Below are 13,776 nucleotides of genomic sequence, written 5' to 3' on the forward strand. Positions count from 1 at the left end.
CCGAGACACTGCCCGGTGCCCGGGGCTACGTCTTCACCGGGGCCGGGCACATCCCCCGCCCCTTGGGTCGGGGGGCCCACGACGGATGCTACTTCTCGGTGACTCCCGCCGAGTCGAACGTGGCCACCTCGTGCATCGCGCGCGCCGCGCTCTGCACCAGCGGGAGTGCCAGCAGTGCGCCCGTGCCCTCGCCGAGGCGGAGGTCCAGGTCGACCAGCGGGCGCAGCCCCAGCTTGTTGAGGGCCGCCACGTGCCCCGGTTCGGCGCTGCGGTGTCCGGCGATGCAGGCCGCCAGCGACTCGGGGGCGATGGCGCGGGCGACGAGGGCCGCCGCGCCCGTGGAGACGCCGTCCAGGATGACCGGGGTGCGCAGCGACGCCGCGCCCAGGATCAGGCCGACGAGCGCTGCGTGCTCCAGTCCGCCGATCGCGGACAGGACTCCGATCGGGTCCGCCGGGTCCGGCTCGTGCAGGGCGAGCGCGCGCCGGACCACGTCCACCTTGCGGGCGTGCGTCTCGTCGTTGATGCCGGTGCCCCGACCGGTGACCTCGGCGGCGTCCACTCCGGTGTAGACCGAGATGAGCGCGGCGGACGCAGTGGTGTTCGCGATGCCCATCTCGCCCGTGAGCAGGGCCTTGTTGCCCGCTGCCACGAGGTCACGGGCCGTCTCGATGCCCACCTCGATGGCGGCCAGCACCTCTTCGCGGGTCATCGCCGGCCCCGTGGTGAAGTCACCGGTGCCCTGGCGGACCTTGCGCGGCAGGAGACCGGGCGTGGCCGGAAGTTCGGCTGCCACACCGACGTCGACGACGCAGACCTCGGCGCCGACCTGGTTCGCGAAGGCGTTGCAGACCGCTCCGCCGCCGAGGAAGTTGGCCACCATCTGCCCGGTGACCTCCTGCGGCCAGGGAGTGACTCCCTGGGCGTGGACTCCGTGGTCGCCTGCGAAGATCGCCACGGCGGCCGGCTCCGGAACCGGAGGCGGGCAGACGCGGGAGAGGCCGGAGAGCTGAGCGGAGATGATCTCCAACATGCCCAGCGCACCCGCGGGCTTGGTCATGCGCTTCTGGCGCTCCCACGCCTCGCCGAGCGCCTTGGCGTCCAGCGGACGGATGTTGGCGACCGTCTCCTGGAGCAAGTCGTGCGGCTCCTCGCCCGGCAGGGCACGGCGCCCGTACGTCTCCTCGTGGACGACCCAGGCCAGCGGGCGGCGCTTGGACCAGCCCGCCTGCATCAGCTCGGGCTCCTCGGGGAACTCGTCGACGTAGCCGACGCAGAGGTACGCCACCACTTCGAGGTGCTCGGGAAGCCCGAGGGCGCGGACCATCTCCCGCTCGTCGAAGAAACTGACCCAGCCGACGCCCAGGCCCTCGGCACGTGCCGCCAGCCACAGGTTCTCGACGGCGAGTGCCGAGGAGTACGGGGCCATCTGGGGCTGCGTGTAGCGACCGAGCGTGTGGCGGCCGCCCCGGGTGGAGTCGGCGGTCACGACGATGTTCACCGGCGTGTCGAGGATGGCCTCGATCTTCAGTTCCTTGAACTGCTTCGCGCGGGCCTTCGGCAGCGACTTGGCATAGGCCTCGCGCTGGCGCTGGGCCAGTTGGTGCATGGCCTGTCGGGTGTCGGCCGAGCGGATGACCACGAAGTCCCACGGCTGGGAGTGGCCGACGCTGGGCGCGGTGTGCGCCGCTTCGAGGACGCGGAGGAGCACCTCGTGCGGAATCGGGTCGCTGCGGAAGCCGTTGCGGATGTCGCGGCGCTCGCGCATCACCCGCAGGACCGCCTCCCGCTCGGCTTCGTCGTAGCCCGGGGCCGGGGTGGTGGGACGCGGTTCCTCGGAGGAAGCCGGTGCCACGGGCTCGGCGGCCTCGGCCGCGACGGGTGCGGCTTCCGCCTCGGGACCCTGCTCCACCGGGGCCTCGGGGCCGGCCTCGGCCGGGGCGTCCTCGGCCACGACCGGGATCTCGTCGGCCGTGACCTCGACGGGCACCTCGGCCTGCACCTCGGCCGGGGCTTCGGTGCCGGGCTGGACGGAGGCGGCGGTCGGGGCGTCGGTCGGGACCTGCACGGTTGCTTGGGGAAGGGACTCGGCGGGCTGCTCCGGGGTCGCCTCGGCGTCGGCTTCCGCCACCGGCTCCCCCTCCGCATCCGCGACCGGCTCCGCGGCGGGAGTGGTGGGCGCGGCGGGCTCCGCAGCGGACGCGGCCATGGCGGTGGCAGGAGCCGGGGGCTCGGTCTCGGCCGCGGGGACCTCGACGGCCGGGACGGCTACCGGAGCGGGGGCTTCGGTAGCCGGGACGGGCCCCTCGACGACCGGGGCGGGCGCCTCGACGACCGGGGCGGGTTCGGGAAGCTCGGCGGTCGGGGCCTCGGGGGCCTGCGACTCGGCCTCGACGACCTGGGCGGTGGTGGAAGCGTCGACCACCGGGGCGGCGGGGACCTCTGCGCCCGGGGCCACCGGGTCCGTGCCCGGGGCCACCGGGTCGACGGTCAGGGCCACCGGGTCGGCGGTCGGGGCCCCGGTGGGTGCGGGGGCCACGGGCTCGCCCTCGCGCGGGGCGGGAACGGCGGCACCGGTCGGGGCCGGCTCCTCGGTCACCGGCATGGGCTCCGGCGCCCCCTGCGGGGCAGCGGCAAGCTCGACGACCTCGGCGGCCGGAGGCTGTACCGGGGCTTCCTCCGTCGGGCCCGGAGCGGGCTGCGGGGCGACCTCCTCGACCTGCCCGGACGGGGTCGGCTGCGGGACGACCGTTTCTGCGGTCGGCACCGTCTCCTGCGGCTGCACGCCCCAGGGCTCGGCCCCCTGGGGGGCGAGCTGCTGGTCCTGCGCGATCTCGAAGTATTCGGGGCCGGTGGTCGGCGGCCCGGGGTTCCGCATCGGCACCGGAGCCGGTGCCGTGGCCACGGCCGGCTCGGGGGCCGGAGCGGGCTGCGGGACCTGGACGTGCGCGGTGGCCGGGCCGCGGTCGGCCAGGGAGCGCACGACGCCGCCGGTGGCCTCGGGAACCGGCGGGCCCATGTGCAGGGGACGCCGTGCCGGGGTCGGGGCCGCGGCGGGCGGGGGCATCCGGACGCCGCCGAGGTCGACGGAGCCGGAGTCCCGGCCGGCCGCTTCATGGGCGCCGGTGTCGAGGATGCCGGGTTCGTAACCGTGGTCGGTGCGGACCGGCTCCTGCGGGGGCACCGGGACGCCGTGCGCGGGGGTGCCGAGCGGCACGCCCTGCGGAGGCGTCTGGACCTGGGGGGCCGTCAGCACGTCGGCGAGCGGCACGGCATCGGGGGCCGGGCCCGCGAGCGGAGCGGGCAGCGGGTCGGTGAGCGGATCGCCCACCGGGGCCATCTGCGGGGCGGGCGCCTCCGGGACCGCCGGGTGCGAAACGCCCTGGTGGGGGACGACGGGTGTCACCGGCGGGGCCGGAACGGCGACCGGTGGCGCGGGCACGGTGCCCGGGGCCTGCTCGCTCCAGGCGCCCTGGGCACCCGGCATCAGCAGCAGGTCGTCGTCCTCGGCGGTGTGCTCGGAGGGGTCCAGGAAGGCGTACGCGCCCGGAGCGGGGATGCCCGGCTGCTCGACCATGCCTGCGTTCTCCGGCAGCCCCTCGCCCGGGACCTGGCCGGTGTCCGTCATGCGTACCCCTCGCCCATCGCTTGTGCTCCTTCAGACCTGCGCCCGCCAACAAGAACGAGCGTGCGCGCCGCGCGGCACGAAGCACGCGGACACCCACACATTGTCGCGACCCTCGGCCATCGTGACAGGGAGAACTGCCACGGTGCGCTGTGGACTGCGCCACGTCGCGCGGTCCCCCCTTGTCGAGTACCACATCGACGGCGCGAAAGGGCCATCAATTCAGGACATTGAGCAATAGATCGCCGAACGTCCCGGTGCGGTACAACAATCGGCCAGCCTACCCTGCCCGAACGGGGCGCCCGGGTCACGGGTGGGCCTCCTCCCGGCGGGACTAGGCGGGGGTCTGCCTGCGCCCGGACAGCAGGAACACGACCGAACGCTCGCGCTCCGACCAGTCGCCCGGATCGAGTCCGATGGTCTGGAGGAGCAGGTTCTCGACGACGTAGCCACCGTCGGAGAGGGCGGCTCCGATCGCCTCGGCCTCGTCGCGGGTGGAGGCGTGGGCAACGATCCGTTCCGGACGCCGCTCGGTGCAGGCGGTGACGACGGGGACGCCGCCGGCGCCGATCCGCACGACGTCCGGCTCGGGCAGGCTCTCCAGGACGTGCGGGGCGCGCCCCCTGACGCTCTGGAGCGGTACGCCGTGGCGGCGGGCGGCGGCCTCGGTGCGGGCGCAGGCGGCCGGGTCCGAGTCCACCGCGATGACGGCCGCGCCGAAGCGGGCGGCCTCGACGGAGAAGGCTCCGTCGGCACAGCCGACGTCCCAGACGAGGTCGCCGACGCGCGGCCCGAGGCGGGCCAGTTGGACGGCGCGGAGGGTGGGGTCCGCGCCTGCTCCGGGGCGGGCCGTTCCGGTGCCGGAGCCCCGGTCCCCGGCACCGGGCTCCCCGGAGGGAAGGCCCCAGCCCCGTACGGTGCTCGCGGCCGGATCCTGACCCGTCACCCAGGAAGCGGCGGGGGTGCCGCCGACCGCGCCGCCGATGACGAGGACGACGTTCGGGTCGCGCCAGGTGTGGTCGGCTGCCTTGTCCGAGGTGAGTACGGAGACTTGTTCGCGGTCGGTGCCGAGTTCCTCGCAGACGACGAAGGTGCGGTGGACCCCGTCGAGGAGCAGGGCGAGTTCGGCCGGTCCCGCGCCCGGCGACGTGAGGACCGCGACCTTGGGGTGGGCCCGGCAGACGTTGACGGCGCGGCGCAGGGTGCGCTCGTGGGCGACGACGATCCGGGCGTCCTCCCAGGGCATGCCGGCCCGTGCGAAGGCGGCGGCGACCGGGGAGACGGCGGGGACGACTTCGACCTCCAGGCCGTGCTCGGGGGCGCGCAGGGTGCGGACCACCCCGAAGAAGCCGGGATCGCCGTCGGCGATCACCACGGCGCTGCCGCGGTGTCCCGCGATGCGGCGGGCCGCCAGGTCGGCGCTGCCGAGGCGGATGCGTTCGGCCTCGGGCGGCACCTCGGGCAGCGCGAGGTGGTGGGCGGCGCCGGCCACCAGGGTGGCGGCGGAGAGCGCGGACCGGGCCGCCGCGGTGAGGGGCGATCCGTCCCAGCCGATCACTGTGACGCGGTCGGCCATCGTCGTGTCTCTCCCTGTGGTGTTGTCGCAGGTCGGGGGCGTGCCGAGCGTACCTCGGGATCGCCCGGAATCAGCTCCAGTCGGTGTACGAGGAGTAGCCGGCCTCGGCCATCTGGTCGGCGACCCCGTCGAGGTCCTCGGGCAGGAGGCCCCAGACGATGAAGTCGGTGCGCAACTCGGTCCAGCTGCCGTCCTCGGCCCGGGCGCGCGCTATGCAGGCGTTCCGGAGGACGCCCTCGCTGATGCAGCCGATCTTCTGGGCGACCTGTTGGGAAGCGGTGTTGTCGGCGGCGGTGCGCAGTTCCACGCGCTCGAACGCCTGGTCGCCGAAGAGCCACTGGGCGGTCGCGAGGGCGGCCTCGGAGGCGTAGCCCTCGCCGCGGGCCCAGGGGGCGATGATGTAGGAGAGCTCGGCGGAGCGGACCTGCCAATTGGTCTTGGTCAGCTGGATCACCCCGACGAGCCGCTGGGTGAGGAACTCCGTGACGGCGAGGTCGATGCCCCGGCCCGCAGCGCGTTCGGCGGGGGCGTACTCGGTGATCCAGGCACGGGCGGCGGCCTCGGTGAAGGGCTGGGGCACCGCGGTCCAGGCACCGACGAGCTCGTCGTTCATCATTTCGGTGAGGGCGGGAACGTCCGCCTCCTCGAACGCGCGCAGCACCAACCGGTCCGTGTTGATGGAGATGTCCGGAAAGGTGGTAGTCATGCGCAGCTCCATGCCGTGGACCGTCCGAATCGACCGTGAACGCACAGCATGCAGCATGTGGCCGTCGGTGCGCATGGCCGGGTCGGGTGTCCCGGTGAAGCCCGGGGCGGTCACGGCGGAGGCCCCGCGCACCGGACGGGATGCGCGGGGCCTCCACCACAAGGGCCGTACGGGGAAACCGGTCTGACGTCCTCTCGGACGCGGAAGCGGTGCCGTCGGGACTTACTCGGCGGCGCCGAAGGCCGGGATGACCGAACCCTTGTAGGTGTCCTCGATGTACTTCTTCACCTCGGGCGAGTTGAGGAGCTCGGCGAGCTTCTGCACGCGGGCGTCCTTCTCGTTGCCCTCCTTGACGGCGAGGAAGTTGGCGTACGGGTTGCCCTCCGCCGCCTCCAGGACGAGGGCGTCCTTCGCGGGCTGGAGGTCGGCCTCGATGGCGTAGTTGCCGTTGATGACTGCGGCGTCGACGTCGTTCAGGGCTCGGGGCACGGTGGCGGCCTCCAACTCCTTGAACTCCAGGCCCTTCTTGTCGGCGATGTCGGAGAGCTTGGCGTCGGTGCCGACGCCGGGCTTCAGGGTGATCAGGCCGTTGTCGGCCAGCAGGTGCAGCGCACGACCCTCGTTGGTGGTGTCGTTGGGGACGGCGATCGTCTGACCGGCCTTGATGTCCTTCACCGACGCGAGGCCCTTGGAGTAGAGGCCCAGCGGCTCCAGGTGGACGTTGACCACCGGAACGATGGTGGTCTTGTTCTTCTCGTTGAAGTCGTCGAGGTACGGCTTGTGCTGGAAGAAGTTGGCGTCGACCTGACCGGACTGGGTGGCGGTGTTCGGCAGGACGTAGTCCGTGAACTCCTTCACCTCCAGCTTCAGACCGGCCTTCTCCGCCAGGTTGTCCTTGACGAAGTTGAGGATGTCGGCGTGGGGCGTCGGGGAAGCGGCGACGACCAGGGGCTTGTCCGCGGCACCGGCCGCGTCCTTGGCGGAGGACGGGTCCGAGGAGGTGCCGCACGCGGTGAGGCCGAGGGCGACGGCGGCGGTGGCGGCGATGCCGGCGGTGAGCTTGATGTTCTTGCGCACGAAGAGTGCCTCTTTCTGATGGAACAACGGACGCCTGGACAACAAGTCCGGGCTCTTCTTCGAAATTCGAAGTTCGGGGTGGGCGGGGGCCCTTACGCGGTACGGCCCCGCCGGGCGAGGAGTCGGACGACTCCGTCACCGATCAACTGGACGACGGTCACGATGGCGACCAGCACCACGACCGTGACCAGCATGAACGTGGTGTCGAAGCGCTGGTATCCATAGGTGACGGCCTTGGAGCCGAGCCCCTCGCCGCCGACCGCGCCGGCCATCGCGGAGTACCCGATGAGCACGATCACGGTGGTGGTGACGGCCGAGACCAGCGAGGGCAGGGCCTGCGGGAGGAGCACCTTCCGGACGATGGTGGGGATGCCGCCGCCCATGGACTGCACGGCCTCGACGAGTCCGTGGTCGACTTCGCGGATCGCCGTCTCGACGAGGCGCGCGAAGAAGGGGATGGCTCCCACGGCGAGCGGCACGATCATTGCGGTGGGGCCGATGAAGGTGCCGACGACGAGAGTGGTGAAGGGGATCAGGGCGATCAGCAGGATGATGAACGGCAGCGAACGTCCGACGTTCACGATCGCACCGACGACCTTGTTCACCGGCCGGTTCTGCAGCAGTCCGCCCTTGTCCGTGAGGACGAGGAGGATGCCGAGCGGCAGGCCGCCGACCACGGTGACGACGGTGGCCCACAGGACCATGTAGAGGGTGTCGACGGTGCCCTGTTCGAGCAGGGGCTGCATCTCCGACCAGGTCACTTGGCACCTTCCTTTTCCTTCACCAGCACGGGCGCATCGCCCGGCTCTTGGGCGTCGTCTTCCACGCGTTCGACCTGGAGGCCCTGTTCGCGCAGGAAGCCGACCGGGACGACGTTGTCCTCGTAGCGTCCGGGCAGTTCGATCCGCATCCGGCCGATCTGCCGCCCGCCGACGCTGTCCATCGCCGCCCCGAGGATCGAGATGTCGATGTTGTACGTGCGGGCGAGCTGCGAGATCACCGGCTGGGTCGCGGACTCCCCGTGGAAGGTGACGTCGACGACCGTCCGGTCGGGAGCGGTGGCGGCGCCGCTGACCGGGAAGAGTTCGGCCGCGAGTGGGGAGCCGGGGGTGGCGAGCAGCTCGCCGACGGTGCCGGACTCGACGACGCGGCCGTGCTGCATCAGTGCGGCGGAGTCGCAGATCGTCTTGACGACGTCCATCTCGTGCGTGATGAGCAGGACGGTGAGGCCGAGTTGCCGGTTGAGGTCGCGCAGGAGCTGGAGGATGGAGCGGGTGGTCTCCGGGTCGAGGGCGCTGGTGGCCTCGTCGGAGAGCAGGACCTTGGGCTTGCCGGCGAGGGCGCGGGCGATGCCGACGCGTTGCTTCTGGCCGCCGGAGAGCTGGCCGGGGTAGGCCTTGGCCTTGTCGGCGAGGCCGACGAGGTCGAGCAGTTCCAGGGCTCGGCGGGAGCGCTCCGCGCCGGAGACGCCGAGGATTTCCAGGGGGAGCTCGATGTTGTCCTTCACCGTGCGGGAGGACAACAGGTTGAAGTGCTGGAAGACCATGCCGATGCTGCTGCGCGCCCGGCGCAGGTCCTTGCCGGCGCGGCGGCCCTTCCCCGCGAGGGCGGTGAGGTCGACGCCGTCGACCGTCACGGTGCCGGAGGTGGGACGCTCCAGGAGGTTGACGCAGCGGATGAGCGAGGACTTGCCGGCGCCGCTCTGGCCGATCACGCCGAACACCTCGCCCTCGCGGACGTGGAGGTCGACGCCGTCCAGCGCGGTGACCTGCCGGCCGCGCGACTCGTAGACCTTGGTCAGGCCCGAAGTGGTGATCACAGGGGTTTCCGTCACTGTCGAGTGCGCGACGCGGGGTCCGTCGCGCACGGGGCATTCATCGGGGGACAGTCAGGCGCACGGGGGACTGCTCCGGCCGGTGGCGGGGCAGCGGTGCGCGGGGCAGGCGAGGTCCGACGCCGCAGGGCAGTCGGACCGGCTCGGCCGTCGGGGTCTCGCTTCGGGGCGCGAGGCTCAGGCGGGGGCCCTCAGATGGCGCACATTCGACACATGCGACGAGCACCGGGCGTCATGTTCGCCTCGGTCGCAAGGGTGCGGCTGCTCGTCGTGGTCATGTCTGCAAGTAAAACATGCGCAGCTGCGAAGGGAAGCGGGCTGTCCGAATAGCGGACAGGATTGAGACGGCATGCGGACGCGTGTCGGGGTGCCCCTCGTCCCGCTCCGCCGGCGTTCCCCGCACGCGGCCTGCGGGGAGGGGCTGGCCGGGAAGCCGGCGCGGGGCGCCGCGTGTGGTCAAGGCCACGCCGTCTCCGCCGTAGCGGACGGGCCCGCGCGGGAAGCTCGGCACGTCCGCCGCTGTCGAGATTTCCGGAGAGACGGCGGACGGGCCCGCGCGGGAAGCTCCTCGGCGGCGGACCCACGGAGCGAAGGTCTCCGCGACGGGCCCGCGGGGAGGGGCGGGCGCATCGGGCCGCCCGACCCGTAATACGCTCGGGCGCATGCTTGACGCCCTGACGGTCTCGGTCTCCGTGGCCGCGCTCGCCCTCGCCGCCTGGTGCGGTTACGCCGCCCTCCGGGACCAGCCCACCAAGGACTGGCACTTCATCGGCATGGCCGTGGTGACCTTCCTGGTCCTGCTCCAGCTGGTCATCGGCATCGTGCAGCTGGTGCGCGGCGAGAAGGCCGAGGAGGGCACGACCATCTTCGTCGCCTATCTGCTCGGCGCACTGTGCGCGGTGCCGATCGCCGGTTTCATGTCGCTCGCGGAGCGGAGCCGGTGGGGTTCGGCGACGGTGGCGGCCGGCGCGGTCGTGCTGGCCGTGCTCGAAGTGCGCCTCTACGACATCTGGACGGTGGGCTGATCATGACCGAGACGGAGGAGAAGGCGGGCCCGGGCTCGAAGACCCGCCTCGTCACCGGTCCGGGGATGCTGCTCGTCTGGCTGTACGGCGTGATGTCGGTCGGCGCGGTCTCCCGCTCGATCTACCAGATCGCCACGGAGTTCGACCGCGCTCCACTCGCGTACGGCCTCTCGGCGGTGGCGGCCGTCGTCTACGCCTTCATCACCTACACGCTGGTGCGGGGCGGGGAGAAGGCCCGCAGGGCGGCGCTGGCCTGCTGCGCCGCCGAGCTCGCGGGGGTGGTGGTCGTGGGGACCTGGACGCTGCTGGAACCGTCCGCCTTCCCCGACGCCACGGTCTGGTCGGACTACGGCTACGGCTACGTCTTCATCCCGGTGCTGTTGCCGCTGACCGGCATCTGGTGGCTGCGCAGGTCACGTGGCGCGGTGCGGGCCGCCTGACCGGACGGCCCGCTCCGGGCACGGTGCGCCGACCGGTCGGCGCCCGGCTCAGGCCGCCTTCTCCAGGGTGACCAAGGTGAGCTTCGGGCCGAGCTCTTGGGCGGCGACCTGCGCGTACCCCTTGCTGCGGTAGAGGCGCAGATTGCCCTCGCTGCGGTGGCCGGTGAAGAGTTGGTACCGCTTGGCGGAGGCCGCCTCGGGGTCGGTGGCCGTCGCGTAGTGGCGCTCGATGCCGTCCAGGAGGCGACCGCCGAGGCCGTGCCGCTGCATCCGCGGGTGCACGATCAGCTTGGCGATCCGCACCGTGCCGTCCGCGTCGAGGCGGGCCCGCACGGAGGCGACGACTTCGTCGCCGAGTCGGGCGACGAGCCCGTACCCCTCTTCCAGTTCGGTGCGGAGGGCGTCCAGCGACTGGGTGAGCGGTTCGATCGACCAGTCCCCGTAGAGCTCCGCCTCGCCCTGGTAGCAGAGGTACTGCAGCTTCAGGATGTGCTCCGCGTCCTGTGCGTCCGCCGCTGAGATGGTCACACTCAGGCCCATGTGTGCACGCCTCCCGCTCATCTGGTCGATCATCGGTTTAACGCACCCTTCCCCGTCGACCCGGGGCGGGAACCTCTGCAGCCAGCATTCTGCGCAGGCATCCCAGGCAACGGGAACGCATCGGCCCCAGACTGCCCTGTGAGATACCCAACTCTCCTGCGATTTCGCGGTACGTGGGGTCCTCCGGGTCGAGCATCGCAGTGAGGACCCTGGGGCAGCGGCCGGGGGTCTGGGTGACGGCCGCCCGTAGGGTCCGGCGGCCTTCCGCGACCAACAGGGAGCGTTCCGGGGAGCCGTGGGCTTCGGCTCCGCCCGGCTCGTGTACGGGCTCGTCCCGGTAGGGACGTTCCCGGTCGTGGGTCCTGCGGGCCCGGCGCGCCTCCGCACGGACGGCACGGCGCAGCCATTCGGCGGGCCGCTCGGGGGCCGCACCGGTCTCCTGGAGCCGCTCCAGGAGGCGCAGCCAGACGGCCTGTTCGAGGTCGCCCGGGTCGACGCCGGCGGCCGGTGCCTCGGCATCCGACTCGGCGGCCAGCAGCGGGCCCAGGGCGGCGAGGAGACCGGGAGCGGAAGCAGTTCCCGGAGCGTGCGGGTCCGTCTCGTCGGCCTCTGGTGCGGGAAGGATCTCGGGGGTGGTCATGTCCGGCACGATGCCGGGGGCCGCACCTGCGGTTGCGGTACGGGGCGCAAACCACCCGGTAGGGGGTGTGGAACCGGCTCCGGTCCCGCACCCCCGGCGGTTCAGCCGCGGGCGGTGAGGTCCTCGGCGGCGAGCAGGGCGGTGTCCGGGTTGTCGGAGAAGATGCCGTCGATCCCGGTCTCCAGGTACCGCTTCAGCGCCCCGAAGGCATCTCCGTACTCCGTCGGATCCGTACCCCTGCGGAAGTCCGCGGGCAGGAAGGCGTTCTCGTTGCGGTGGGTGTAGGGATGGAGGATCAGCCCCTCGGCGTGCGCGTCACGGACCAGGGTGGTCGGCGTGCCGAGCCGGCCGCCCGCGTCCTTGGGGATGACCAGGTCGAGCGTGGGACCGATGCCCTTGGCGTACGAGGCGATCCAGCGCAGGCCCTCGGGCGTGACCAGATCGGCGACCGTGCGCGGGTCACCGGCTTCGACGAAGTCCCAGGGACGGCTGGCCGGACCGGAGAGCAACACCACGCCCGGGGCGTCGACCAGCCCGGCCAGGCGCTGGATGCTGCTGGGCTCGAAGGACTGCAGGAAGGTCGGGGAGTTCGCACGGTGACGGCCGTACCGGCGCAACAGCCTCGCGAGGCGCTCCTCCAGCCCCAGGCCGAGGGAACGGAAGTAACTGGGGTGCTTGGTCTCGACGTGGAGCCAGATCGGGCGCCCCCGACGACGGCCCTCGTCCTCGGCCCAGCGCAGCACCTCCTCGAAGCTGGGGACCGTCCAACGGCCGTCGTAGAGGGTGTTCTCCTGGCGGATGCCGGGGATGCGCTCCTTCGCCCGCAGGGTCTTGAGCTCGGCGAGCGTGAAGTCCTCGGTGAACCAGCCGGTGAGGGTGGTGCCGTCGACGGTCTTGGTGGTCCTGCGGGAGGCGAACTCGGGGTGGTCGGCGACGTCGGTCGTGCCGGTGATGTCGTTCTCGTGACGGCAGACCAGGTGCCCGTCCCGGGTGGGGACGAGGTCCTGCTCGACGACGTGGGCACCGAGGTCGAGGGCGTGGCGGTACGAGCCGAGGGTGTGCTCGGGACGGTAGCCGCTGGCACCGCGGTGGCCGATGACGGTGGGAACGGGGAGGGAACGGTAGCCGCGGCCGGGCGGGCGGCCCGCGGCGGCGTGCGCCGTGTCGGCGCCGGCAGCGAGGGCCGCGGAGGCGCCGAGGACGGCGGCACCCGCCGCCCCGAGAACCGTCCGCCGCGCCGGGGTACGGCGTTCGCCCTGGGTCATGAGGGATCCTCTCCGTGGGGGCCGCGACATCCTGTCCCGCGCCTCGTCCGTGGTCGGCCCCGAGGCTAGGCAGTGCGCGCCTACGGACGGCGGACCTCCGCGGAACATGGCGGAAACACACGTCAACACTGTGTATCCACGTGATGAACCCGACGTGCGTGCGAGGCCGCCGCGCGAGTATCGTCGCCAGCTACACCCTCGGCTCGACAGCTCGACCGACCCGCTTCCCACCGGAGGAACCGTTGTCCCGTCTCGCGATCATCAAGGCAGTGCTCGGGCCGGTCATGCGCCTGATGTTCCGCCCCCGCGTGGAGGGTGCGGAGAACATTCCGGGCACCGGACCCGTGATCCTCGCGGGCAACCACCTGACCTTCATCGACTCGATGATCATGCCGATCTGCCTGGACCGCCCCGTCTACTTCATCGGCAAGGACGAGTACGTGACGGGCAAGGGCCTCAAGGGCCGGGCGATGGCCTGGTTCTTCACCAGCGTCGGCATGATCCCGGTGGACCGGGACGGCGGGCGCGGCGGCGTCGCGGCACTGATGACGGGGCGCCGGGTCCTCGAAGAGGGAAAGATCTTCTCGATCTACCCGGAGGGCACCCGTTCCCCCGACGGCCGGCTGTACCGGGGGCGCACGGGCATCGCCCGGCTGACGCTGATGACGGGCGCGCCGGTGGTGCCGTTCGCGATGATCGGCACCGACAAGATCCAGCCGGGTGGCGCGGGCTTCCCGCGCCCGGGTCGGGTCACGGTCCGGTTCGGCGAGGCGATGGAGTTCTCGCGCTACGACGGGATGGACCGCGACCGGTACGTGCTGCGGGCGGTGACGGACTCGGTGATGGCCGAGGTCATGCGGCTGTCCGGCCAGGAGTACGTGGACATGTACGCCACGAAGGCGAAGGCCGCATAGGCGTTCCGCGGTCCGAGTGGGGGGGGGGGGCCCGGGGGGGCGCCGCCCCCCCGCCCCCCCGCGCCCCGGCCCCCCCCGCGGCCGGCACGTCGATGACCTCGCCGTCCTTGTCGAGCGTGTGGGTATCCCAGTAC

At 72.3% G+C, this 13,776-nt stretch carries 12 protein-coding genes; 3 read left to right on the top strand and 9 right to left on the bottom strand.

Translation table 11 applies throughout. The features are described from left to right. Positions 1-88 precede the first annotated feature (88 nt). The 6 genes from cobT to ACFW22_RS21500 all read right to left on the bottom strand — a co-directional run bounded on the left by cobT (position 89) and on the right by ACFW22_RS21500 (position 8,803). Positions 89-3,628 carry a nicotinate-nucleotide--dimethylbenzimidazole phosphoribosyltransferase gene (gene cobT, locus ACFW22_RS21475; protein WP_386406958.1) on the bottom strand — a complete coding sequence of 1,180 codons (3,540 nt, stop codon included), beginning with the start codon at positions 3,626-3,628 and terminating at the stop codon, positions 89-91. Between the two features lie 331 nt (positions 3,629-3,959). Then, positions 3,960-5,201 carry a precorrin-6y C5,15-methyltransferase (decarboxylating) subunit CbiE gene (gene cbiE / locus ACFW22_RS21480; RefSeq protein ID WP_386406961.1) on the bottom strand — a complete coding sequence of 414 codons (1,242 nt, stop codon included), beginning with the start codon at positions 5,199-5,201 and terminating at the stop codon, positions 3,960-3,962. Positions 5,202-5,271: 70 nt separating this feature from the next. Continuing rightward, positions 5,272-5,907 (bottom strand): GNAT family N-acetyltransferase, encoded by a 636-nt coding sequence (locus tag ACFW22_RS21485; protein ID WP_386406964.1) that lies wholly within the window; start codon positions 5,905-5,907, stop codon positions 5,272-5,274. 222 nt (positions 5,908-6,129) lie between these two features. After that, positions 6,130-6,984 carry a MetQ/NlpA family ABC transporter substrate-binding protein gene (locus ACFW22_RS21490; protein WP_386406967.1) on the bottom strand — a complete coding sequence of 285 codons (855 nt, stop codon included), beginning with the start codon at positions 6,982-6,984 and terminating at the stop codon, positions 6,130-6,132. A gap of 92 nt (positions 6,985-7,076) precedes the next feature. Further along, positions 7,077-7,745, bottom strand: coding sequence for a methionine ABC transporter permease (locus ACFW22_RS21495; RefSeq protein ID WP_386406970.1), 669 nt, complete (start codon positions 7,743-7,745; stop codon positions 7,077-7,079). Then, positions 7,742-8,803 carry a methionine ABC transporter ATP-binding protein gene (locus tag ACFW22_RS21500; protein ID WP_386406973.1) on the bottom strand — a complete coding sequence of 354 codons (1,062 nt, stop codon included), beginning with the start codon at positions 8,801-8,803 and terminating at the stop codon, positions 7,742-7,744. Before ACFW22_RS21500 ends, ACFW22_RS21495 begins: the two co-directional genes overlap by 4 nt. Positions 8,804-9,480: 677 nt before the next feature. On the opposite strand from ACFW22_RS21500, the gene ACFW22_RS21505 reads away from it, so the two are divergent. Together ACFW22_RS21505 and ACFW22_RS21510 are read left to right on the top strand one after the other, a co-directional pair. Then, positions 9,481-9,843 (top strand): hypothetical protein, encoded by a 363-nt coding sequence (locus ACFW22_RS21505; RefSeq protein ID WP_386406976.1) that lies wholly within the window; start codon positions 9,481-9,483, stop codon positions 9,841-9,843. 2 nt (positions 9,844-9,845) lie between these two features. Next, positions 9,846-10,283, top strand: a complete 438-nt coding sequence (locus ACFW22_RS21510; protein WP_386406979.1) for a hypothetical protein — start codon at positions 9,846-9,848, stop codon at positions 10,281-10,283. 48 nt (positions 10,284-10,331) lie between these two features. Here the strand turns inward: ACFW22_RS21510 and ACFW22_RS21515 are convergent, their stop codons facing one another. The 3 genes from ACFW22_RS21515 to ACFW22_RS21525 form a co-directional block, all read right to left on the bottom strand. Continuing rightward, complete coding sequence (locus ACFW22_RS21515; RefSeq protein ID WP_386406982.1) at positions 10,332-10,823, bottom strand: GNAT family N-acetyltransferase; 492 nt, start codon at positions 10,821-10,823, stop codon at positions 10,332-10,334. Positions 10,824-10,860: 37 nt separating this feature from the next. Continuing rightward, a complete protein-coding gene (locus ACFW22_RS21520; protein ID WP_386406985.1) occupies positions 10,861-11,463 on the bottom strand; it encodes a sigma-70 family RNA polymerase sigma factor in 603 nt (200 codons plus the stop codon). Between the two features lie 101 nt (positions 11,464-11,564). Beyond that, positions 11,565-12,728, bottom strand: coding sequence for a glycerophosphodiester phosphodiesterase (locus ACFW22_RS21525; RefSeq protein WP_386406988.1), 1,164 nt, complete (start codon positions 12,726-12,728; stop codon positions 11,565-11,567). A gap of 242 nt (positions 12,729-12,970) precedes the next feature. Between ACFW22_RS21525 and ACFW22_RS21530 the strand changes: the two genes are divergently transcribed. Further along, positions 12,971-13,642 carry a lysophospholipid acyltransferase family protein gene (locus ACFW22_RS21530; protein ID WP_384897171.1) on the top strand — a complete coding sequence of 224 codons (672 nt, stop codon included), beginning with the start codon at positions 12,971-12,973 and terminating at the stop codon, positions 13,640-13,642. Positions 13,643-13,776: the final 134 nt, after the last annotated feature.

It is taken from the genome of Streptomyces sp. NPDC058872, assembly GCF_042743065.1.
Lineage (GTDB): Bacteria > Actinomycetota > Actinomycetes > Streptomycetales > Streptomycetaceae > Streptomyces.

Coding starts and splice junctions, on each gene's coding strand:
- cobT (WP_386406958.1), bottom strand. CDS start 3,628: ATGACGGACACCGGCCAGGTCCCGGGCGAGGGGCTGCCGGAGAACGCA.
- cbiE (WP_386406961.1), bottom strand. CDS start 5,201: ATGGCCGACCGCGTCACAGTGATCGGCTGGGACGGATCGCCCCTCACC.
- ACFW22_RS21485 (WP_386406964.1), bottom strand. CDS start 5,907: ATGACTACCACCTTTCCGGACATCTCCATCAACACGGACCGGTTGGTG.
- ACFW22_RS21505 (WP_386406976.1), top strand. CDS start 9,481: ATGCTTGACGCCCTGACGGTCTCGGTCTCCGTGGCCGCGCTCGCCCTC.
- ACFW22_RS21510 (WP_386406979.1), top strand. CDS start 9,846: ATGACCGAGACGGAGGAGAAGGCGGGCCCGGGCTCGAAGACCCGCCTC.
- ACFW22_RS21515 (WP_386406982.1), bottom strand. CDS start 10,823: ATGGGCCTGAGTGTGACCATCTCAGCGGCGGACGCACAGGACGCGGAG.
- ACFW22_RS21520 (WP_386406985.1), bottom strand. CDS start 11,463: ATGACCACCCCCGAGATCCTTCCCGCACCAGAGGCCGACGAGACGGAC.
- ACFW22_RS21525 (WP_386406988.1), bottom strand. CDS start 12,728: ATGACCCAGGGCGAACGCCGTACCCCGGCGCGGCGGACGGTTCTCGGG.